The sequence below is a fragment of the Mycobacterium sp. ML4 genome, from assembly GCF_054515735.1.
In genome coordinates this window covers 120,636-142,552 of the sequence record NZ_JBTNSY010000018.1, presented here as the reverse complement: position 1 = coordinate 142,552, position 21,917 = coordinate 120,636, and the positions used below count along the sequence as shown (strand labels likewise).

Here is a 21,917-nt window from a genome sequence, read left to right as displayed (position 1 = left end):
CCAGGGTGTGGGGAACACTACGGCGGGGGACTTGGCAGGCGCTGGTGCTCCTGCTGGTTGCGCTGATGCTGAGTTCCTGTGGCTGGAAAGGCATTTCGCAGGTAGCGATTCCGGGGGCGCCGGGCAGCGGAAGCGACGCTTTCACGGTCTACGCGCAGGTGCCGGACACGCTGGCCATCAACGGCAACAGCAAGGTGATGGTCGCCGACGTCGAGGTGGGTTCGATCCGCAAGATCGAGCTGAAGAACTGGATAGCCACCCTGACGCTGGGCCTGAACAAGGACACCAAGCTCCCCAAGAACGCTCTCCTGAAAATCGGTCAGACCAGCTTGCTGGGTTCGCAGCACGTGGAATTGATCGCTCCGGAGAAGCCGTCTAAGGAGCTGCTGCGCAATGGCGACACCATCCCGCTGAAGAACTCGTCGGCTTACCCGAATATCGAGCAGACACTGGCGGTCGTCTCGCTGATCCTGCGCGGCGGCGGCATCCCGAATCTGGAAGTGCTGCAGAACGAGATCTACGCCATCTTCCACGGCCGGGGCGACCAGATCCGCGGCTTCCTCAATCGGCTGGACACGTTTACCCGGCAGCTCAACGAGCAGCGTGATGACATCACCCACGCCATCGACTCGACCAACCGGTTGCTGAGCTACGTCGGCAACCGCAACGACGTGCTCGAGCGTGTGCTGACCGACTTCCCGCCGCTGATCAAGCATTTCGCGGACACCCGCAACCTGCTGATCAACGCGGTCGATTCGGTGGGTCGGCTGAGCAAGGCCACCGACCAGTATCTGTCGGAGGCCCGCGGTCCGTTGAACACCGACCTGCAGTCGCTGCAGTGCCCGCTGCGCGAACTCGGCCGCGGCTCGCCTTACCTGATCGGTGCGCTGAAGTTGATCCTGACGCAGCCGTTCGACATCGACGCTGTCCCAAAGATCTTCCGCGGCGACTATCAGAACGTGTCAGCCACGATCGACGTGACGTATAGCTCGATGGACAACGCGGTGCTGACGGGTACCGGATTCTCCGGCGCCTTGCGGGCACTCGAGCAGTCGTTCGGGCGCGACCCGGAGACGATGATCCCCGACGTTCGCTACACGTCGAACCCGAACGACGCGCCCGGTGGGCCGCTGGTGGAAAGGGCGGAGCGGGGACAATGCTGACACCCTTCATCAAGCGCCAATTGTGGCTGTTTTTGACCCTGACGGTGGTGGCGCTGTCGGTACTGGGGATCTACTACCTGCAGATTCCGACTCTGGTCGGAATCGGGCGTTACGAGCTCACCGCCAATCTGCCGGCTTCGGGCGGCCTGTACCCCACGGCCAACGTGACCTATCGCGGCATCACGATCGGCAAGGTCACCGACGTGGAACCAACGCCGTGGGGAGCGAAGGCGAACCTAAGCATCGATAGTCGCTACAAGATTCCGGTCGACGCCACCGCGAACGTGCACTCGGTGTCCGCGGTGGGTGAGCAGTATCTCGACCTGGTGTCGAACGGCAACCCGGGCAAGTTCTTCGCGTCGGGTCAAACCATCACCAAGGGTACGGTCCCCAGTGAGATCGGGCCGGCGCTGGACACCGCGAACCGGGGTCTGGCGGCATTGCCCAGTGAGAAGATCCCTAAACTGCTCGACGAGACAGCGCTGGCGGTCGGTGGGCTGGGGCCGGCGTTACAACGGTTGGTCGACGCCACGCAGGCGATCGTCGGGGATTTCCACACCCAGATCAATGATGTCAACGACATCATCCAGCACTCCGGGCCGATCCTGCAGAGCCAGGTGGATTCGGGTGGGGCGATCGAGCGGTGGGCGCGCAACCTGAATGTCCTGGCCGCGCAGAGCGCCCAAGAGGATCAGCATCTGAGAAGCGTGTTGACCCAGGCCGCTCCGACGGCCGATCAGGTCAACGAGGTGTTCACCGACGTTCGTGATTCGTTGCCGCAGACCCTGGCGAATCTGGAGGTCGTGTTCGATCTGCTCAAGCGCTACCACAAGGGTCTCGAGCAGGTCCTGGTGTTCCTGCCGCAGGGCGCCTCGATCGCCCAGACCGTGGCCGCGCCGTTCCAGAACCAGGCGGCATTGGACCTGGCCTTGGCGATCAACCAGCCGCCGCCGTGCCTGACGGGCTTCATCCCGGCCGAGCAGTGGCGTTCGTTTGCCGACACCAGCCTGCAGCCGTTGCCGGTAGGCACGTACTGCAAGATTCCGATGGACACGCCCGCCAACAGCGTGCGTGGCTCGCGCAACATTCCCTGTGTGGACGTGCCGGGTAAGCGGGCCGCCACACCTCGAGAGTGCCGCAGCACCAAGCCTTACGAGCCGGCCGGTACCAACCCCTGGTACGGCGACCCGAACCAGCTGCTGACCTGCCCGGCGCCTGCGGCGCGCTGTGACCAGCCGGTCAAACCCGGTTTGGTGATCCCGGCACCGTCGGTGAACAACGGGATGAACCCGGCACCCGCGGACCGGCTGCCTCCGGGTGGCACACCGCCGCCGATGAGCGACCCGCTGACACGTCCCGGCACCGGCACGGTGCAGTGCAACGGACAACAGCCCAACCCCTGCGTCTACACTCCGGGCGGGCCCCCTTCTGCGGTCTACAGTCCGCAGAGTGGAGAGCTGGTAGGGCCCGACGGGGTCAAATACTCCGTCGCAAACTCAACCAAAACAGGAGACGACGGATGGAAGGAGATGCTGGCGCCGGCCGGCTGAACCCCATCAACGAGGACAATTCGCCGGGACCCGAGGTGGCGGCTGAGGATTCGACAGAATCCGAGGGCGGCGCCGACCCGACCGGACCCGAGGTGGCGGCTGAGGATTCGACAGAATCCGAGGGCGGCGCCGACCCGACCGGACCCGAGGTGACGGCTGAGGATTCGACAGAATCCGAGGACGGCGCTGACGGTGCCGCGGAGGAGCCCGAGTCCGGCGCGGTCGCCGAGGAGCCGGGTGTCGAGCGGGGCAAGTCCCGGGTAGGTCGCGCGTGGCTGGTCGGGATCGCGTCGGTACTGGTCATCGTTTCGGGCGCCATCGCCGGTGGCGGCTATTACGCGCTGCGGTCCCACCAGGACATCCAGGCGTTGCAGCGCAACGACGCGGCCGCATTGAGTGTGGCCAAGGACTGCGTGGCCGCGACCCAGGCTCCGGACATCAGCAGCATGGCGGCCAGTGAACAGAAGATTGTCGATTGCGGCACCGATCAGTACCGCACGCAGGCGCTGCTCTACAGCAGCATGCTGGTGCAGGCGTACCAGGCCGCGAACGTGCACCTCAAGGTGTCGGATATGCGCGCCGCCGTCGAGCGCGACAATCCCGATGGTTCGGTCGACGTGTTGATCGCCCTGCGGATCAGCGTCTCCAACGATCAGCAGCAGAACCAGGAAACGGGTTATCGCCTGCGGGTCCGGATGGCGCCGACCGACGGCACGTACAAAATCTCCAAACTCGACCAGGTGACGAAGTGACGGTGGTGGTCGACAAGAACCCGACCACGGACACCGCCCAGGACCTACCCGAGAAGGCTTTGGCGCCATGGCATTTGCGCGTGGGAGCGTTCTCGATCGACGTCCTGGCCGGCCTCGCCGTGGCACTGACGACGGCCCTGGTCTCCGTCACCCTGCCGCCGTACCGCGTGTGGTGGTGGGTGTGCATGGTCGCATGCGGTCTCGCCGTTCTGGCGGTCCTGGTCAACCGGCTGCTGCTGCCGACGGTCACCGGCTGGAGTCTGGGCCGCGCACAGTTCGGCATCGCCGTGGTGCGCCGCGACGGGCGCGAGATCAGCCCGTGGTGGTTGCTGTTGCGCGACGTGGCACATCTGCTGGACACCGCGGCACTGATGGTGGGCTGGTTCTGGCCGCTCTGGGATTCCCAGCGCCGGACATTCGCCGACATGCTGGTGCGCACCGAGGTGCTGCGGGTTGTACCCCACGAGCGGGCCGGCGCGGTGCGCAAGGTAACGGCGATAGCGCTGGCTACCGCGGCTGCGCTGTGCCTGGGTGGTGCGGGCGTGGGCTACGGCGTGGTGTACGCCCAGGCCCGGGCCACCGACCGGGCCCGCGCCGAAATATCAAGGCAAGGGCCCAAGATCGTCGCCCAGATGCTGACGTACGACCCGAAAACCCTGCACGACGATTTCGCCCGCGCCCTGAATCTGACCACCGACAGCTACCGACGTAATCTGGCGGCTCAGCAGGAGGCGGTGGAAAAGGGCCACCCTGTTATCAACGAGTACTGGGGTTCGACGAATTCGGTCCTGGCGGCCACACCGCACACCGCGACGATGCTGCTCTTCTTGCAGGGACGGCGCGGCGACGGGCCCGACGTCCGCTATATCACCGCGAGCGTTCGGGTGAAGTTCGTCCAGAGCGGCGACGGCCGTTGGCTCGTCGACGACCTCACCGTGCTGGCCAAGCCGAAACCTCCGGGGGAGGGCAGGTGAGCCCCCGCCGCAAGTTCGAACCGGGCGAGGAATCACTGCTCGTCCCGCAGTCCATACCGCCGACGCGATGGATGTTGCCGGTCGTCTCCACCGTGGCCTCGGTGGTGATGGCGGCAGCCATCGCGCTGTCCGCGTTCATGCTTATCGAAGATCATTCGCGCGACCGCACCGCGGAACGGGAAACTCAGGCGGTGAACTACGTGAAGTGGTTCATGACGGGATTCACCTCCATCGATCCATTCCACGCCAACGAGTACATCAACCGGGTGCTGGCACAGGCGACGGGTGACTTCGCCAAGCAGTACACGGACAAGGCCAACGAGATCCTGTTCCAGGTCGCCCGGGCGGAGCGGTCGACGGGCACGGTAATGGAGGCCGGCGTGGAACGGTGGAACGATGACGGCAGTGTCACCGTGCTGGTGGCTACCGACGTCACCTCCAAGTCGCCGGATGGCAAACAGGTCTTCGAGAACACCAACCGTTGGTCGGCGACCGCTACGCAGGAAGGGAATCAGTGGAAGATCAGCAACCTGCAGCAGGTGATCTGACCGACGAGGTGCCGGTCGACTCCCGATCGGGTGAGACCGCCTCCGAGGCTGAGACGGCCGAACAGCCGGAAGCCGAATCGGAGCAAGCCGAGGCGGCGGCCGACGACGCGGCGGAAACTGATGCGGCCGAACCAGATTCAGGCGCCGAGCCGGCAGAACCCGCTAAACCCGCCAAGCAGAAGAAGCAGAGAAAGCCCGGCCGGCTGGCGGCGGTGGCGATCGCTGCGGTGTCCGCGCTGTTCGTCGGGTCCGCCGCCTTCGCAGCCGCGATGCTGCAGCCCTATGTCACCGAGCAAGCCACGATCGACGTCAAGTTGAAGGTGGCGCGGGCGGCGGCGAATGCGATCACCACGCTGTGGAGCTACACGCCGGAGAACATGGACACCCTCGCCGACCGCGCCGGCCGGTACCTCACCGGCGACTTCGGTGCCCAGTACCGCAAGTTCGTCGAAGAGAAGGTGGTCGGACCGAACAAGCAGTTGAAGATCACCAACTCGACCGAGGTCACCGGCGTGGCCGTCGAGTCGCTCGACGGGCCGAACGCGACGGTGATCGTCTACACGAACACCACGGCCATCACTCCGCTGAAGAAGAACATCCCGTCGCTGCAGTACTTGTCGTATCGGATGTCGATGAAACGTGAGGGCGACCGGTGGCTGGTGACCAGAATGACCACCATCACCTCGCTGGATGTGACGCCCCAGCTGTAGCTCACCGGCTATGGCCGTCGCTTCCCCGGTATCCCAGCGGTCGACCGTCACGGCACTGCTGCTGTTGACCTTTGCGACCGGCTTGGCCGATGCGATCGCCGTCCTGGTGCTCGGGCATGTCTTCGTTGCCAACATGACGGGCAACGTCATCTTCCTCGGCTTCTGGTTCGCGCCGCGATCCAACGTCGACCTGACCGCCGTCGTCATCGCGTTTCCGACCTTCGTCGCCGGCACGATCCTCGGCGGCAGATTGATGCGGCACTTCAAAGACCAGACCCGCCGGTGGATCACCACCGCGTTGAGCATCGAGGTGGTGTTGCTGAGCATCTTGTCGACGATGGCAGGGACGGGCGTGTGCCGATACAACGACAACACCAAGCTGTTGCTGATCGGCGGACTGGCGGTCGTGTTCGGCCTGCAGCACTCCACCGCGCGGCAGTTCGGGATTCAAGAGCTCACCACGACGGTGCTGACGTCGACGATTGTGGGGCTCGGCGTCGACAGTCGGCTGGCCGGCGGTACCGCACGCCGCGAAAAGCTGCGCTACGGCGTGGTTCTGACGATGTGCGCCGGCGCGACCATCGGTGCGACGGTCACGCGGGTGGCGGTGGCCCCGGTACTTGGACTGGCAGCCGCCGTGGTCGGCACCAGCATGCTGATCTTCAGATTCGGGCCCTCCGTCAATTGAACGCCAGCCAACTCGGCAGTGCCCGCTCGTGTGAGTCGCACAGCACCTGCCGGGTGTCACACGATCCCCTCGGTGCTCCGGCGCCGGCCCACATGCCCCCGGTGTCGCGGCGCAGCACGATCGCCGAGGAGCCGCCACCGTCGAGCAGGATGGCCGTGTCGCTGCCTAGGCCGCGGAACAGGTCCTGGATGTTGTCCGGGGTGTAGTTGCCGCCCTCGAAGACGTACATCTCGTCCTTTTGCTTCGAGTAGGCCAGGGCCGTGCGTGCCGCACTGGGACCCCCGTCGTGCAACTGTCCGGTATTGCCGGGCGACAACAGGCCGATGCCGGCTACCGCGACGAACTTCGCGTTCTTGTCGAGCAGGTCCTGGACCACCGGCGTCGCCAGGTCGTAGTCCTCTCTGCCCTTGGGCCGCAACACGTATGGCGCGCCGCCGACGGGCAGGATCATCGTGGTGAGCGATGTCCAGGATTCGTTGCCGCCGGACAGGCCCTGTTTACCCGGGTAGGCCACGGTGCCGGTGACCGCCTGGTTGGCGCGACCCTGGCCGTGCGTGTTGTCGACGAACGCGCCCAGCGGCGAACTGCACCCGGTCTCCCGCCAGGAACCACCCTTCTGCCCGCGCACGTCGAAGAAATTGGCGTTGATCGCGATGGTCGGCTGGCCCATGCGCTGCCACGCCTGCAGCGGCGGGTAGATCTCGGAGGCTTGCCAGAGTCCTTCGCCGGTACGTGCGCCGGCGTTGTTCTCGCAGCGGGCCTGATCACCCTGGTGGGTGTCCACCAGCAGGTGCGGCTGCAGGCGGCTCGCCGCCTGCTTGATGATCATCAGGTGGCCGCCGTTGTTCAACTCATACCAATGACCCGATCCGTCCAGGAGCGGCATGGGGTGGCCGCCGCCGAAGTTGTAGACCAGGTAGGAGCCTTTGGTGGTGGCAATGGCCTGCTCCAGCAACTCACGCGCATCGGCAGCGTGCGCGACGGGCTGGCCCGCAGTGCTGGTCAGCGTGACGCACAACGCCATCGCAGCACAGCCTGACGCTAGTCGTCGCAAGACGGCAGCTGGCGTCGGCACAGGAAGCCCTTTCGGCCGTTATCCGGGAAGCAACTCTTCCCCAGGATCAGTCACATCCGTCACGCTGTCAACTTAAGTAACAGCACCATCACGGCCCGGCGGCGTTCGAATTACGTTTGCCTGCTTGGACTTTCAGAGGTCTCAGCGGGCTCGGCCTGCGTTTCGGTTTCTGATTCCAGGGTCGCCTCACGCGCCTTCTCGCGCTGATGATGCGCCTGGTGCTCGGCGGCGATGGCATGCTGGATCGCGCCGGGAATCCGGTGAAATCCCTTGCGGTCATACAGGCGGGTGATGATCCCGCCCAGCAACAGCCCGATCACCAGGCCGACAGATGTCATGATCAACGCCTGACGCAATCCGGCATCCCCGTGGCCGCTGAGGTAGAGCAGGGAGCGCACTCCGAGGAACACCTGGTGCATCGGCTCGAACCCGGCCAGCCAGCGGAAGAACGGCGGCACCGCCTCCAGCGGCACCGTCGCGCCCGCCGACGGCAAGCCCAGGATGACGAAGACCAGCATGCTGAACAACAGGCCCATCGAGCCCAGCACCGCGATCAGCGAGCTGGAGGTGATGCCCACCGCACTGATCGCGAACACCCCATAGCCCCACAGTTGCCAGCCCAGGGTGATCGGCATGCCCAGGCCGTGGGCGATCGCCATGTACACGCCCGACGTCGCAAGCGCCAGGATGATCATCAGCCCCCACTTGACCAACAGGGTACGGAAGCGGGAGATGTTGACCTGTTCGGCGAAGCGGTAGACAGGGCCGAATTCGGCTGGTACGTAACCGAGCATCGAGTCGACCAACGTGCTCACGACGATGCTGCCGGTGAATCCGGCGAGCAATAGCAACAGCGAATAGTAGAAGGCCGACAACCCGTTTCCGGTGCCGTTGGGCAGCGGGTTGTAGACGTTCGCTTTGACCTCGATCGGACTTGTCAGGCTCAGCACCGAGGCGCCGGCCAGTGGCGCACCTCCGGTCTGAGCGGCGACGTCGGCCGAAAGTCGTTCGCCCACCTTGCTGTTGGCCACCGAAGCGGCCTGGGTCAGGGTTTGGCCCGCGATACTGGAGCCCAACGTGCCCGCGCGGGGATTGGTCGAGACGGTGATCGTCGGCCGTTCGGCGCGGTTGGCCGTCAGCGCACTTTCCCCGAGATCGCGCAACTTCGACGAGAAACCCGGCGGGATCACCATCTCGCCGTACACCTGCGCCCGATCCAGTAGCTGCTTGGCTTCTGGCTGGGAAACCACGCGCACGTCGAACTTCTCCTTGTCCAGTGCGGCCACCACCCCGTCGGCGATCTGCTTGCCGTAGGGCCCGGCGTCCTGGTTGACCACCGCGATCGGGAAGTGGCGCAGGTTGGTTGTCGGGTTCAGGATGCCGCCCAGGTACAGCGCGGACAGCGCTGACATGAGAGCCAGGGTGATCAGGATCGGCGCCAGCCAGAACCGCACCTTACGAAGTTGCCTGGTGTTCCGGTTCGGTTTGGGTGCAGCGTGGCGGGGCTGCTTCTGAGACATGGGAGCTCCTGTCTGTCGAGCCGACTCTAATGTGTCGGTCAGCCGCCCAGCTTCGCGTGCATCTCCCAGACCAGCACTTCGGAAGGCTGCCGCGCGGTGATGTGCCGGCCCTGCGCGTCGGTCAGCCGGGCCGCGTCTCCATCGGCAAGCTCGCCGCTTTCCTCGATGGTGAGACGGCCACGCGCCGCGAATACGTGCAGGTAAGGCGCGGGAGGCAGGGGAATGCAGTCGCCGGCGTTCAGGCGCGCAACATGCAGCGCTGCGGCGCGGTTGTGCAGGGTGATCGCGGCATCGCGCCCGGGAATGCCCGACGCGACGGTGACCAGGGTGCCGCTACTCAGCTGCCCCCCGAAGTCGTGCTGTTGATAGCCCGGCGTGATGCCGGTCTGGTCGGGAGCTATCCACATCTGTACGAAATGCACTGGCCGCGTTGTTGAATCGTTCTTCTCCGAATGCAGGATGCCGCTGCCGGCCGACATGCGTTGGCCCAGGCCGGGGTAGATGACACCATGATTTCCAGTGGAATCCTGATGTGTCAATTCACCGTCCAGGACCCAGGTGACAATCTCCATGTCCCGGTGCGGGTGCTCGTCGAAACCCGTTGCGGGCGCGATGATGTCGTCATTGTTGACCAGTAGCAATCCGAAATGGGTGTTGTCCGGGTGGTAATGGTCGCCGAAGGAGAATGAATGACGGGACTGTAGCCACGATGTGGAAGTGACGGCACGGTCGGCTGCTCGCCGGATGTCCACGTTGGCGGGCATGGGTTCAATCCCCCGGGTAGGTGGCCCGGGCGAGTTCAAGGATCTCCCCGCGGTCGGCAGCCAGGATGAACCCGGACTCGACGGCGGCATCGAGCGCGTGAGTAAACCCTCGCAGGTATTCGTCTGCGCCGCCGGGGTAGAGACGCCGCAACGTGGCGTTGTCGAAGGGCTCGCCGCAACCGAATCTCGACGACATGGGGCTTTGCTGGGTGGCGATGCCAGAGGTCCGGGCCATCGGGACGTCCACCCATGGCGTGCGCACCCCGCCCACGGCAATGCCGTGGGCATCCAGCACCGGCGCCGGGTGCTCGGCGTCTCGGGCTTGCAGCGGCGGCGCACTGGGCGGCGCCGCACCGGTGCGGACCCAGGCGGTCAGCGCCGCGAGCGCCGCCTGCACGACGTAGTGGTGTTGCGGCCCGAAGTTGATGTAGTGATCAAGCTGCTGACCCATCAGCTTATCGGTGGGTGCGTAGGCCGCGACCAGGTGTTTGATCGACGCGGAACCGGAGTCGATGGGAGCCACCTGGATGGTGTAGTTGTCGGCGTGCGCGGCACCGGCGATCTCCCATACCCGAAGCAATCGGTTGTCGGGTTGGCGGGCGGCGTAATAGCCGTGCTGTCGCGCGCCGTAAAGGTCGGTTTCGGTGATGATCGCCATGAGTGGGACGCGCAGGTCCAGACGGAACTTGACCGCCTGCGCACCGCCGGATCGCAGCTCGTCGAAGATGGAGCTGTCGCCCAGCGGCGCGGCGGGCCCGAACCGGGAATGCACCAGAAACCCGTCGTAGGTTCGCACTAGCGGATCGACGGCATTGATGTAGCTGGTCAAAAACATCGCGGACTGAGATTCGCCCAGGGCGACCACGTATTCCGGGTTCAGCTCACCCAGGATGTCACCGGATTCCCGGGCGAGCCGGCCGACTTGCGAGAAGATGTCGTAGGCGAACGCGTCGCCCGGGTGGTTGAGCGGCGCGTAGCGGGTGGGATCCTGGCTTTTCAGCGACATGTCGATGCCCAGCAGGCTTGCGCCCCCGTCCACGCCCACCTTCTGAGCCGACACCATGACGTAGGCGTAGCCCGCACGAATCACCTCCCGGTGCGCCATCATCCACACCGCCGGGGCGTCGATCCCGCCACTGACGTTGAGCCATTCGACCAGTACGGTGCCGTTGAACCGGGCTGGGTCGGCCGGGGTGAGCACCACTACCCGGGTGGTGTAATCGGCTGCGCCCGTGGCGGTTACGCTCCATCGGCCGTCCGGGTCCAACGGGAGCTCCGGGGTGTAGGAGGAGGCGGTGCCCGAGATGAAGAACTCCCGCGCGAGGTAGCCCACGCTGCCGATGTCGAACGCGCCCAGCAGAATCGACGGTCGCCCGGAAACCGGCGTGACGGCGGGCGGCTGCGTCACAGCGCCTCAGGCAAGCCGAATCTGGTGAAGAGCGAGCCGTCGAGGAACGCCACCACGTGCGACACCCCATCCGGTCTGATGTCGAGCACGTGAAGTTGGAAGGGCACATGGCGATCGCCGGCGCGCATGTACATGGCCGCACCGGGCTGGCCGTTGGCGACGATCGGGATCATTCGCATGTCACCAGGTAGTTCGGCGGGGCACTGCTGGTGGATGAGCGTGATGATGTCCGGTGCGCCCTGGTACCAGCCGATGTAGGGCGGCATCTCCCAGATCGCCTCTGCGGTGAACAGATCGACCAATCTGTCGATGTCGTAGGTCTCGAATGCCGCGATGTAGCGATTCAGCAGATCTCGCGCTTCCGCCGAATCCGGCGCGGCCAGCCGGTCGTCGGCGCTGGGCGCGACGGCGTCCAGCTGGGCTCGGGCGCGCTGCAGCAGGCTGTTGACCGCGACGGTGGTGGTGCCGATGGCTTCGGCGACCTCGGCCGCCTTCCACTGCAGCACGTCGCGCAACAACAACACCGCCCGTTGCCGCGGCGAGAGGTGCTGCAGCGCGGCGACGAACGCCAACCGCACCGACTCACGCGACTCGGCGATCACCGACGGGTCAGCTGGATCCTGGGCGTCGGGCAGTGGCTCCAGCCAGGGGACTTCGGCGCGCTCGACCAGTTCGGCCGTCGGGTCCGAGCGGTCGTTGCCCAGCCCGGTCGGCAACGGCCGTCGGGCCCGGCCCTCCAGGGCGGTGAGGCAGGTGTTGGTGGCGATCCGGTGCAGCCAGGTGCGGACCGAGGACTTGCCCTCGAATCTGTCGTAGGACTTCCAGGCCCGCAGCAGCGTCTCTTGCACCAGGTCCTCGGCGTCGTGCAACGAACCGGTCATCCGGTAGCAATGGGCGAGCAGTTCACGCCGGTAGGGTTCGGCATGGGCGGAGAAATCTCCGCCGCGGTGGAAAGCGGAATTTTCGGTGAGCACACTCACCAGTCCGAGACTACGCAGAGTGTGCGACAACACGCCGCCCGGGAGCGGCTGTACAGGCCGTAAGCTGCCGGTGATGATTACCACGCGCACTGAACGGAATTTCGATGGTGTCGGTGGCGTACCGATCGTCTACGACGTGTGGACCCCGGACGTCCCGCCGCGCGCGGTGGTCATTCTGGCCCACGGTTTCGGTGAGCACGCGCGTCGCTACGACCATGTGACGCAGCGGCTGGGTGAGGCGGGCCTGATCACGTACGCGCTCGATCACCGCGGGCACGGCCGTTCGGGCGGCAAACGGGTGATGGTGCGCGACGTCTCGGAATTCACCGGCGACTTCGACACCCTGGTAGGCATCGCGACCCGGGAGAACCCGGGCCTGACCCGCATCGTGCTCGGGCACAGCATGGGCGGTGCGATCGTGTTCGCCTACGGGGTGGAGCGTCCGGACAACTACGACCTGATGGTGTTGTCCGCGCCGGCGGTAGCCGCGCAGGACATGGTGCCGCGGGTGGTGGCGCTGGCCGCCAAGGTGCTGGGCGTGCTGACGCCCGGCCTGCCGGTGGAGTCGCTCGACTTCAACGCCATCTCGCGTGACCCCGAGGTGGTCAACGCCTACAACACCGATCCGCTGGTCTACCACGGGAAGGTGCCGGCGGGAATGGGCCGGGCGCTGCTGCAGGTGGGCGAGACGATGCCGCAGCGGGCACCGGCGTTGACCACTCCGTTGCTGGTGGTGCACGGCACCGGCGACACGCTGGTACCCATCGAGGGCAGCCGCCGCCTGGTGGAGTGCGTGGGCTCCAACGACGTGGAACTCAAGGAGTACCCCGGGCTGTATCACGAGGTCTTCAACGAGCCCGAGCAGGCCCGGGTGCTCGGCGACGTGGTGGCCTGGCTCAACCTGCGCCTGTGAATCGCCGACCGGGAATGTCGTGCCGCTGCGCTAGTTTGGCGGCATGACCGACGACAAGATGCTGTCCCGTATTGCGGCACTGCTGCGTCAGGCGGAGGGTACCGACAACCCGCACGAGGCCGAGGCATTCATGACCGCCGCTCAGCGCTTGGCCACGGCCTCGTCCATCGACCTTGCGGTGGCGCGCTCCCATGCCGCCAACCGCTCGGCAGCCCAGGCCCCCACGCAACGCACCATAACAATCGGCGCGGCGGGCACCCGCGGGCTTCGGACTTATGTGCAACTCTTCGTACTGATTGCGGCGGCGAACGACGTGCGCTGCGATATCGCCTCGAATTCGACGTTCCTGTACGCCTACGGGTTCGCCGAAGACATCGACGCGACGCACGCCCTGTACGCCAGCCTGGTCGTGCAGATGGTCCGCGCCTCCGATGCCTACCTGGCCACGGGCCAACACCGGCCGACGCCCACCATCACCGCCCGGCTCAATTTTCAGCTGGCGTTCGGGGCCCGCGTCGGTCAGCGACTGGCGGAGGCCCGCGAACAGGCCCGCCAGGAAGTGACCAAGGACAGTCGGCGCGCCCCCGGTACTGCGATTGCGTTGCGGGACAAGGAACTCGAGCTGCGCGACCACTACCGGGAGGCTTCCAGGGCGCGCGGCACCTGGCAGGCCCACCGGGCCTCCGCCGGGTATTCATCGGCGGCGCGGCGTGCGGGAGACCGGGCGGGCCGGCGGGCACGCCTGGGCGGCAGTCCCGAGTTGCCCGGGGCGCGGTCCGCGCTGGGCCGTTGACCCGCGACTCCCAGCGCGCCAAGGTCTACGCGGCTGAGGAATTCGTGCGAGTCATGTTCGACCGTGCCGCCGAACACGGGTCACCCAGCATGGACTTCTTCGGCACCCGGTTGACACTGCCGCCGGAGGGACGGTTCGCGTCGGTGGCGTCCGTGCAGCGATACGTCGACGATGTGATGGCACTGCCGGCGGTGCGCCGGAAGTGGCCGGACGTGCCGGGGCCGGTGGTGCGGGCGCGGCGGGGAGCCACCTCCGCGCACTATGAGAACCGGGACGGGGCAGGCACTATCGCGGTTCCCGACCGCGACACCGCGGATTGGGCGATGCGTGAGCTCGTCATACTGCATGAGGTGGCGCATCATCTGTGCCGGGTGCCGCCGCCACACGGCCCGGACTTCGTCGCAACGATGTGCACGCTGACCGAGCTGGTGATGGGTCCCGAGCTCGGCCATGTGCTGCGCGTCGTGTACGCGAAAGAGGGAGTGCGATGAGCGACCGCGACCCTGACGAACGGGCTCGGCAGGTCGAGGCTGCGCTGACCGACGACGAGCGGTTTGCGCTGCTGGTCGGCGTGATGGGCGCCGGCGACATGTGGCCGCTGCACGACGAACGGATCCCGCCGGACGTCCCGATGAGCGCGGGGTACGTGCCCGGGATCGCGCGCCTCGGGATTCCGCCGCTGCGGATGAGTGACGCCGGACTGGGCGTGACCAATCCCGGGTTCCGGCCGGGTGATACCGCCACGGCGCTGCCGGCCGGACTGGCGCTGGCCGCCAGTTTCAATCCCGACCTGGCCCGGGCGGCGGGCTCGGTGATCGGCCAGGAGGCACGCAGCCGCGGTTTCAACGTTCAGTTGGCGGGCGCGATGAACCTGGCCCGCGATCCGCGCAACGGCCGCAATTTCGAATACTTCTCCGAAGACCCACTCCTGAGCGCCGCCATGGCCGCCGAGCAGATCATCGGGATCCAGCAACACGGCGTCATCTGCACCATCAAGCACTTCTCGCTGAATTGCAACGAAACCAACCGGCACTGGCTGGATGCCGTCATCGATCCCGACGCACACCGCGAATCCGACCTGCTTGCCTTCGAGATCGCCGTCGAGCGGGCTCGGCCCGGCGCGGTGATGGCGGCCTACAACAAGGTCAACGGCGAATATGCCGCGGCGAACTCCGCCCTGCTCAACGACGTGCTCAAAGGCGCGTGGGGATATCCCGGGTGGGTGATGTCGGACTGGGGCGCCACGCCGAGCTGGGAGTGCGCGCTGGGTGGTCTCGACCAGGAGTGCGGCGCCCAGATCGACGCCCTGCTGTGGCAGGCCGAGACGTTCGGCGCCCCACTGCGCGCCGCCTACGCCGACGGGCGGTTTCCGAAGGACCGGTTGTCGGACATGGTCCGGCGAATCCTGCGGTCGATGTTCGCGGTCGGGATCGACCAGTGGGGACCCCTACCGGAACCGGACATGACCGCGCACAACGATATTGCCCTGGATATTGCGCGACAGGGAATCGTGTTGCTGCAGAACCGCGGGGCGCTGCCGTTATCGGCCGGGCGCATCGCCGTGATCGGCGGCTACGCCCACCGCGGGGTGCCGGCGGGGTTCGGCTCGAGCACCGTCGTCCCGCCGGGCGGCTACGCCGACGTGATCCCGATCGGCGGTACGGGTCTCGAGGCGGGCATGCGCAATCTGTACCTGCTGCCCTCGAGCCCCCTCGACGAGCTGAGAAAGCTGCTGCCGCAGGCACAGATCGAATTCGACCCCGGAGTCAGTCCGGCCGAGGCGGTGCCGGTGGCGCGCCGGGCGGATGTCGCCATCGTCTACGCGACCCGGGCCGAAGGTGAAGGGTTCGACGGCGCCGATCTGTCCCTGCCGTGGGGGCAGGACGAACTGATCGCCGCCGTCGCCGCCGCCAACCCGAACACGGTCGTGGTGTTGCAGACCGGAAATCCGGTGGTGATGCCGTGGCGCGACTCGGTGAACGCGATCCTCGCCGCCTGGTACCCGGGGCAACAGGGCGGCCGAGCAATCGCGGAAATTGTTACCGGACAAGTGAATCCGTCGGGACGACTGCCCATCACCTTTCCGGTGGACCTCGGTCAGACGCCGCGCCCGCAGCTGGGCTCGCCGACCACCATCCACTATTCGGAGGGCGCCGAAGTGGGTTACCGCTGGTTCGCCGCAGCCGGCCAGGCACCGCTGTTCGCGTTCGGCCACGGCCTGTCTTACACCAGCTTTGACTATCGCGACCTGCAGGCGACCGGCGGCGACACCGTGCGGGTTGACTTCACTGTCGTCAATACCGGCGAGCGCGGCGGTAGCGATGTCCCGCAGCTGTATCTGGCCGCGGCGCCAGGGGAGCCGCGATTGCGGCTGCTGGGATTTGCCAGAGTCGACCTCGAACCGGGTCAGTGCCGCCGCGTGAGCATCCACGTCGACCCTCGCCTGCTGGCCCGCTACGACCGTGGGACGTGGCGGATCAGTCCGGGCCCGTACACGGTGGCCGTGGGAGCTTCGGCGGTAAACCTGACCCTGGTGGCCCAGGTCGAGTTGGCCGGCCGTGCGTTCGGACGCTGAGCACCCGTGCGCACGACCGGCCGGGAGGGGGCTACTGGACGGGAACCATTGCCTCGCCGCAGGTGCAGCGGTACGATTCGCTGCCGGGGCAGTGGCACGGGACCTCGATGCGCACCCGACAGCCACAGCCCTCGTGGCCGCAGGTCAGTTCGGTTCCAGCTTCATAAGTTGCCATTTGGCATCCCTTCATCTGTAAGGGGTCGAGTCCACTTACAGCATATACCCCCAGGGGTACGGATAAGGCTCCGATCCGATTTCGCCTCACCGCGGTGCGTAGCGCGGCGCGACGAAACGGCGGTAGCAAAGCTCGCTGTCCCTGCGCACCTGCGCGCCGTCCTGGTGGGCAAAAGCACGAAGTGGCAACCCATGATCGCCGACCCGAATAGTTCCTCGACGCTGGGCAGGGCCGACACGGTCTCCACCTCGTCGTCCCTCAGCCCGTAGATCGCAAGTAGACGCACCTGCCGCCGCGGTTCGGGCGCGAGCATCGGCTCACCGAACGCGAGATCGACAAAGGTGTCGATCACGCCCACCCCCTGGGCGGCGCCGATCATCCGGTCCACCATCCCGCCCGCTCCGGCCAGCCGGGGATTGAGGTCGATCAGCACCGGTCCACGCGGGGATGCGGTGAACTCGGGATGGAAGAACCCGTTCTGGTGACCCAAGGCCTTCAGCAGTTCTCGGGTATGCGCCAGCAACGACGCGTGCTCGGCGGCGCTGACATCGAGCTGTTCGGCCCAGCAGTAGCGCACGCCGTCGCTCAGCACGAACTTGTGCCAGCGCTGCAGGCTCACGAAGTAGTACTCGCCCCCGAGGGCGAAGCCGTCGATGCTGTAGGTCTGCTGCATTCCCGCTGCATCCCGATCGATGAGCAGCTCTTGCGCCGTATACGCGGCGTGCGGGTCGGGGTCGCTTCCTCGGGCGTCCCGCAACCAGGAGTGCACACCGTCCCGCGACACGATCGCGTGCTTTCCCGCGTAGCGCACCGGTTTGATGATCAGCGATTCGCCGAGCCCGTCCAGCAGCCGCTCGTCCAAGGGCTTGTGCAGCTGAAACGACACCTCCCGCGGCACGGGGTAACCGTGGTCGCGCAACAGGCGATCGGTCTCGTCCTTGCGTTCGCGGGCCGATGAGGTCGCCGGGTCGTTGGCGAACTGCGGACACACCAGGGCGGCCAACCGGTCGGCCGCCGGCAGGTCGTACTCGAACCCGTAGAACACAAAGGCAGGTCGGGCGGCGCTGAGGGCCCGCGCGGCCGGTGCTAGGTCACCGGCGCGGTACCGGATAACGCCGGCCCGGGTCTCGGCGGTACGACGCAGAATTCCTCGCGGATCGACATCGTCTGCTGGACAACTCAATTCGTCATCGACAACGTCAAGCAGCGTCACTTCGCGGCGCGCGAACACCTTACGCACGTAATCAGCCGACGAGAGGAGTGAGGTAAACGCGATGGTCCGGTTGGCTGACTCAGAACACACCGCTGAGACCTCCGTCGACTGTCAAGGCGGAACCGGTGATGTAGCGACTCAGATCGCTGCACAGAAACAGGATGACGTCGGCGACATCGGTGGGTTCGGCCCAGCGCCCCAATGGGATTCGCTCATCGATCCGACGGTAGTAGTCGGGATGGCTGCGCCTGCCGGACCCACCGGCACTCCGTGATCCCGAGGTCGCTGTTGACCAGTCGGGTGGTGCTCGGTTGCGCTCTCGCTGCGTTCATCATCGGGTTCGCGCAGTACTCATACCTGAACTGGCCCGGAAGCTTTACCCGCAACTGAATTCCGGCCTGGTGGCGGTTCCGTTGACCGTCATGTGGTTGACGGCGGGTTCCCTCAGCGCCCTGGCGGCCCTTCGAGTCGGTACCCGTACGGTGGTTTCGGCGCCTCTGGTGGCCGCCGCGGCCGCCGGGCTGATGCTGCTCGGATCGACTGCGTTTCCGAGGCTGTTCGTGGCCGCGGCGCTGATCGGCGTCGCGGCGGCGCTGGGTGTGTTGCCCGCGCTGCTGCTCGCGCAGCTCAGCGTGGACCGCGCCCACCTCGGCGCCACCACGTCATTATTAGTGCTGTTGCGCAACTTCGTTGGTGCCCTGGGGGTTTCGGCAACGTTGGCAGTCAGCGCGGAGTTCGGCTTCTCCTCGAGCATCTGGGTGCTGATCGTCGTCACCGCGGCCGGCGCACTCCCGGCGATGATGATCCCCAACCGGGCGGCGGAGGCTCATTTGCGGCGGCTCGCGCTAGAGGTTTAGCCCGTCGGCACCGGGGCCGCCGGGTCCGCCGCCGACGCCGTTGGGTGCGGTTCCCTGCCCGCCAGGGCCGCCGGTACCGCCTTGGCCACCGGCGGCGCCCTTCCCGTCACCACCGTCGCCGCCTTGCCCGCCGGTGCCGCCGTTACCCCCGTTGCCGTTGGCGCCGGACCCCGAAGCCGTGCCACCGGTGCCGCCGACGCCTCCGGTTCCACCGTTCCCACCGTCGCCACCGGCCTGGCCGGCGGTGACGCCACTGGCACCGGTACCTCCGGTACCTCCGGTGCCGCCCTGACCCCCGGGTCCGGCGTCAGCGGAGTAGTAGCCACTTCCGCCGGTACCGCCCTTGCCGCCGAACCCGCCGAGACCGCCTGCGCCGACGGCTCCGGCGCTACCGGCTCCGGAGCCGGCCTGGCCGCCGTCACCCCCCTGGCCGCCCATACCGCCTTGACCGCCCGCCTCGCCTGCGTAATTGCTACCGGTGTACCCACCGTCTCCACCCTGACCGCCCAGGCCGCCCGGTCCGCCGAGTCCGCCGTTGCCGTTGGCCGCGCCGGCTTCGGTGGAGAACCCGACCCCGCCGGCGCCACCGGTACCACCGGCCCCCCCGGCGAAGCCCTGCTGGTCTTCACCGCCGGTTCCGCCGAAGCCGCCGGTCCCGCCGTACCCGCCGCCGCCGCCGGCGCCACCGTTGCCGCCAGGACCGGGCGCCCCGCCGGTGCCGCCGGTGCCGCCGGTGCCGCCGGCGTAACCGTCACTGCTGTCACCGTCGTCGCCGTAGCCACCGGCACCGCCGTAGCCGCCGGTGCCGCCGTCGCCGCCGACACCGCCCGCGCCCGGATCGCCGCCTACACCGCCGGCACCACCCATGCCGCCCTGGTACCCGGCCGCCTGCACGCCATAGCCGCCTTGGCCGCCAGGTCCGCCCATGCCGCCCTGGCCGCCGTTGCCGCCGACGCCGTTGGTCGCACCCGTCCCGGGGGCGCCGCCGGTACCGCCAGTTCCCCCGACGCCGCCGGTGGGGCCCGCTTGACCCTCGCCGTAGCCGCCGTACCCGCCGCCACCACCTTCGCCGCCGGTGCCGCCGTTGCCCGCGGTACCCCCGACCGAGTCGCCGCCGGTGCCGCCCATGCCGCCGCCGCCGCCCGCGTAGCCGTCCTGGTTGGGACGCCCGGCGCCGCCATATCCGCCTCCGCCTCCGGTGCCGCCGTCACCGCCGTACCCGGAATAGTTGCGATCGGTGCCGTTGCCGGCCAGGCCACCTTGGCCCGCCTGGCCGCCGTGCCCGCCGGCGCTGCCGGTGCCGCCCGGACTGAAGAAGCCGTTGCCGCCGTATCCGCCGTACCCACCGTCCCCACCGTCGCCGCCGACCCCGCCACTGTTGCCGGACCCGACGATGGCGCCGGCACCTTCTCCGCCGGATCCACCGGCGCCCCCGGCGCCCCCGGTCCCCGCGACTCCCATGGCGGCATCGCCGCGTTCGCCTGGCCAGCCGCCGATGCCACCCGTCCCGCCCATGCCCCCGGCCCCGCCTCCGCCGCCGCCGCTGCCGGTGTCGGGTGTGCCGCTGCCGCCGTTGCCGCCCGCGCCGCCTGCGCCGCCTGCGCCGCCATTACCGTTCGTGCCGCCGGGGGCACCGGGGCCCCCGATGCCGCCTCCGCCGCCTCCGCCGCCCATGCCGCCCGAGCGCCCGGTGCCGGCGGCACCGTCAGCACCGGTGCCGCCTTTCCCGCCGTCTCCGCCGTTCCCGGCGGTGCCTGCGGTTCCACCGGCGCCGCCGGTCCCCGCGGACCCGCTGAAACCGCCGAGGCCGCCCCTACCGCCGCTGCCGCCGTTGCCGGCGCCTGCACCGGTGTCGGGGGTGCCGCTGCCGCCGTCTCCGCCGGTGCCCCCCATCCCGCCGTCGCCGCCGTCGCCGTTGGTGCCGCCGGCGCCGCTGTTGCCGCCGTTGCCGCCCAGGCCGCCGGACCCCGCGGAGGTACCGCTGCCGCCGGTACCGGGTGCGGCACTGAGCCCATTGCCGCCGTTGCCGCCGGTTCCGCCGGTTCCGCCGTTGCCGTAAACACCGGCAACTCCGCCCGAGCCGCCGGAGCCGACAGCGCCACCGACACCGGCGTCGCCGCCGTCGCCGCCGCGGCCGCCCAAGCCGGCGCCCTTGCCGAAACCGGTGCCGTCGCTGGGCGCGCCGGCACCTCCGGTACCGCCGTGCCCGCCGTCGCCGCCATGTCCGCCGTTGCCGTTGACGCCGAGGAATCCCGCGTTGCCGCCTGCTCCGGCGGCCCCGCCGGAGCCTCCGTGCCCGCCCGCCGGGGCGGGATTGTTGAAGCCGGCCGGCAGACCGTCGCCGCCGGTGCCCCCAGCGCCGCCGCTGCCGCCGTCACCGCCCAGGCCGCCGTGGCCGAATACGCCTGCGCTGCCACCGATACCGCCCTGGCCGCCGGACCCACCGGCTCCGCCTGGCTGACCGGCCAGACCCTTAGCGCCGATGCCGCCGGCCCCGCCGGCGCCACCTGCCCCGCCTGTTCCATACCAGCCGGCACTGCCACCGGTCCCGCCGTTCCCGCCCGCGCCACCGGCTGCACCTGAGGTGCCGGCGAGGCCCGCTCCGCCCATACCGCCCGCGCCGCCGTTGCCGAACAGCGTGCCGGCAATGCCACCGGCGCCTCCGCTGCCACCTGGTCCACCGACGCCACCCGCCCCGCCGTTGCCGATGAGCCCGGCAGCTCCGCCGGCGCCGCCGGACGCGCCGGCATTGGTGCTGGCTCCGCCGTTTCCGCCGTTGCCGTACAAGATGCCGCCGGCCCCACCTGCGGTGCCGACGCCGTTGACGGTCACGCCGTCGGCGCCATTACCGATCAGAGGCCTGTTGAACAGGACCTGGGTGGGTGCATTGATGAGCCCGAGCAGTCCCGAGTTCGCCGATTCGGCGGACAAGTAAGCGTTGGAGCTGGTCAGCAGGGCATTGACGAACTGATCATGGAAGGCCGCCGCCTCGGCGGCCAGCGCCTGGTAGCTCTGTCCGTGCTGCGAGAACACCGCCGCGATCGCGTTCGACACCTCATCGGCCGCGGCGCTGGCCACAGCGGTGGTGCCGCGCACCGCCGCCGCGCTACCTGTGCTGAGTTGCACCCCGATGTTGTTGGCGTCGCCGGCCAGCGTGGCCAGTCGTTGCGGCGAAACCACGGCATAAGTCATAGGAGACCTCGCTGCGCTCAGGGGAGTCGGACGCCGGCGGTGGGGTGGCCCGATATTAAGGCAATGT

General features: G+C 67.9%; 20 protein-coding genes and 1 pseudogene. 12 read left to right on the top strand and 9 right to left on the bottom strand.

Going from position 1 to position 21,917, the window contains the following annotated elements; genetic code table 11:
- The first annotated feature begins 5 nt into the window (after nt 1-5).
- From ACX9NE_RS20565 to ACX9NE_RS20535, 7 genes are read left to right on the top strand one after another with little or no spacing between them, the layout of a single operon-like run.
- Nucleotides 6-1,163 carry a virulence factor Mce family protein gene (locus ACX9NE_RS20565; protein WP_459362775.1) on the top strand — a complete coding sequence of 386 codons (1,158 nt, stop codon included), beginning with the start codon at nt 6-8 and terminating at the stop codon, nt 1,161-1,163.
- The gene (locus ACX9NE_RS20560; RefSeq protein WP_459362690.1) at nt 1,157-2,713 is read left to right on the top strand and encodes a virulence factor Mce family protein; all 1,557 of its coding nucleotides are present in this window, start codon (nt 1,157-1,159) and stop codon (nt 2,711-2,713) included. Before ACX9NE_RS20565 ends, ACX9NE_RS20560 begins: the two co-directional genes overlap by 7 nt.
- Entirely contained in the window at nt 2,683-3,465 is a 783-nt protein-coding gene (locus ACX9NE_RS20555) for an Mce protein (RefSeq protein ID WP_459370753.1), read from the top strand. The genes ACX9NE_RS20560 and ACX9NE_RS20555 overlap by 31 nt, the downstream gene beginning before the upstream one ends.
- A complete protein-coding gene (locus ACX9NE_RS20550) occupies nt 3,462-4,439 on the top strand; it encodes an RDD family protein (RefSeq protein WP_459362692.1) in 978 nt (325 codons plus the stop codon). The genes ACX9NE_RS20555 and ACX9NE_RS20550 overlap by 4 nt, the downstream gene beginning before the upstream one ends.
- On the top strand, nt 4,436-4,987 hold the full coding sequence (locus tag ACX9NE_RS20545) for a mammalian cell entry protein (protein WP_459362693.1): 552 nt from the start codon (nt 4,436-4,438) through the stop codon (nt 4,985-4,987). The genes ACX9NE_RS20550 and ACX9NE_RS20545 overlap by 4 nt, the downstream gene beginning before the upstream one ends.
- On the top strand, nt 4,954-5,697 hold the full coding sequence (locus ACX9NE_RS20540; protein ID WP_459362694.1) for a mammalian cell entry protein: 744 nt from the start codon (nt 4,954-4,956) through the stop codon (nt 5,695-5,697). Before ACX9NE_RS20545 ends, ACX9NE_RS20540 begins: the two co-directional genes overlap by 34 nt.
- A gap of 10 nt (nt 5,698-5,707) precedes the next feature.
- Nucleotides 5,708-6,385, top strand: coding sequence for a YoaK family protein (locus ACX9NE_RS20535; protein WP_459362695.1), 678 nt, complete (start codon nt 5,708-5,710; stop codon nt 6,383-6,385).
- Here ACX9NE_RS20535 and ACX9NE_RS20530 read toward each other — a convergent pair.
- The 5 genes from ACX9NE_RS20530 to ACX9NE_RS20510 all read right to left on the bottom strand — a co-directional run bounded on the left by ACX9NE_RS20530 (nt 6,378) and on the right by ACX9NE_RS20510 (nt 12,258).
- Complete coding sequence (locus ACX9NE_RS20530; protein ID WP_459362696.1) at nt 6,378-7,409, bottom strand: phosphodiester glycosidase family protein; 1,032 nt, start codon at nt 7,407-7,409, stop codon at nt 6,378-6,380. The genes ACX9NE_RS20535 and ACX9NE_RS20530 overlap by 8 nt on opposite strands.
- Before the next feature lie 161 nt (nt 7,410-7,570).
- Nucleotides 7,571-8,980, bottom strand: a complete 1,410-nt coding sequence (locus ACX9NE_RS20525) for a YhgE/Pip domain-containing protein (RefSeq protein ID WP_459362697.1) — start codon at nt 8,978-8,980, stop codon at nt 7,571-7,573.
- Between the two features lie 38 nt (nt 8,981-9,018).
- The gene (locus ACX9NE_RS20520; RefSeq protein WP_459362698.1) at nt 9,019-9,744 is read right to left on the bottom strand and encodes a pirin family protein; all 726 of its coding nucleotides are present in this window, start codon (nt 9,742-9,744) and stop codon (nt 9,019-9,021) included.
- Between the two features lie 4 nt (nt 9,745-9,748).
- Nucleotides 9,749-11,152: an alpha/beta hydrolase domain-containing protein gene (locus ACX9NE_RS20515; RefSeq protein WP_459362699.1), complete on the bottom strand. Its 1,404-nt coding sequence runs from the start codon at nt 11,150-11,152 to the stop codon at nt 9,749-9,751.
- Nucleotides 11,149-12,258: a sigma-70 family RNA polymerase sigma factor gene (locus ACX9NE_RS20510; protein ID WP_459362776.1), complete on the bottom strand. Its 1,110-nt coding sequence runs from the start codon at nt 12,256-12,258 to the stop codon at nt 11,149-11,151. Before ACX9NE_RS20510 ends, ACX9NE_RS20515 begins: the two co-directional genes overlap by 4 nt.
- Between ACX9NE_RS20510 and ACX9NE_RS20505 the strand changes: the two genes are divergently transcribed.
- The 4 genes from ACX9NE_RS20505 to ACX9NE_RS20490 are packed head-to-tail and all read left to right on the top strand — an operon-like array spanning nt 12,206 to nt 16,413.
- Nucleotides 12,206-13,045: an alpha/beta hydrolase gene (locus ACX9NE_RS20505; protein WP_459362701.1), complete on the top strand. Its 840-nt coding sequence runs from the start codon at nt 12,206-12,208 to the stop codon at nt 13,043-13,045. The two genes, ACX9NE_RS20510 and ACX9NE_RS20505, sit on opposite strands and share 53 nt — an antisense overlap.
- Nucleotides 13,046-13,088: 43 nt before the next feature.
- Nucleotides 13,089-13,838, top strand: coding sequence for a DUF2786 domain-containing protein (locus tag ACX9NE_RS20500; protein WP_459362702.1), 750 nt, complete (start codon nt 13,089-13,091; stop codon nt 13,836-13,838).
- Nucleotides 13,835-14,329 carry a TIGR04338 family metallohydrolase gene (locus tag ACX9NE_RS20495; protein WP_459362703.1) on the top strand — a complete coding sequence of 165 codons (495 nt, stop codon included), beginning with the start codon at nt 13,835-13,837 and terminating at the stop codon, nt 14,327-14,329. Before ACX9NE_RS20500 ends, ACX9NE_RS20495 begins: the two co-directional genes overlap by 4 nt.
- Entirely contained in the window at nt 14,326-16,413 is a 2,088-nt protein-coding gene (locus ACX9NE_RS20490; protein ID WP_459362704.1) for a glycoside hydrolase family 3 protein, read from the top strand. Before ACX9NE_RS20495 ends, ACX9NE_RS20490 begins: the two co-directional genes overlap by 4 nt.
- A gap of 31 nt (nt 16,414-16,444) precedes the next feature.
- Here the strand turns inward: ACX9NE_RS20490 and mymT are convergent, their stop codons facing one another.
- From mymT to ACX9NE_RS20475, 3 genes and pseudogenes are all read right to left on the bottom strand, one after another.
- On the bottom strand, nt 16,445-16,588 hold the full coding sequence (gene mymT, locus ACX9NE_RS20485; RefSeq protein WP_459362705.1) for a copper-binding metallothionein MymT: 144 nt from the start codon (nt 16,586-16,588) through the stop codon (nt 16,445-16,447).
- The gene (locus tag ACX9NE_RS20480; protein WP_459362706.1) at nt 16,575-17,828 is read right to left on the bottom strand and encodes an ATP-grasp domain-containing protein; all 1,254 of its coding nucleotides are present in this window, start codon (nt 17,826-17,828) and stop codon (nt 16,575-16,577) included. The genes mymT and ACX9NE_RS20480 overlap by 14 nt, the downstream gene beginning before the upstream one ends.
- 52 nt (nt 17,829-17,880) lie before the next feature.
- Nucleotides 17,881-18,045: pseudogene (locus ACX9NE_RS20475) on the bottom strand (SDR family oxidoreductase); the annotation flags it as partial.
- A gap of 157 nt (nt 18,046-18,202) precedes the next feature.
- Here ACX9NE_RS20475 and ACX9NE_RS20470 point away from each other — a divergent pair.
- Nucleotides 18,203-18,658, top strand: coding sequence for a hypothetical protein (locus ACX9NE_RS20470; protein ID WP_459362707.1), 456 nt, complete (start codon nt 18,203-18,205; stop codon nt 18,656-18,658).
- Here the strand turns inward: ACX9NE_RS20470 and ACX9NE_RS20465 are convergent.
- Entirely contained in the window at nt 18,647-21,850 is a 3,204-nt protein-coding gene (locus ACX9NE_RS20465) for a PE family protein (protein ID WP_459362708.1), read from the bottom strand. The two genes, ACX9NE_RS20470 and ACX9NE_RS20465, sit on opposite strands and share 12 nt — an antisense overlap.
- Between the last annotated feature and the right edge of the window lie 67 nt (nt 21,851-21,917).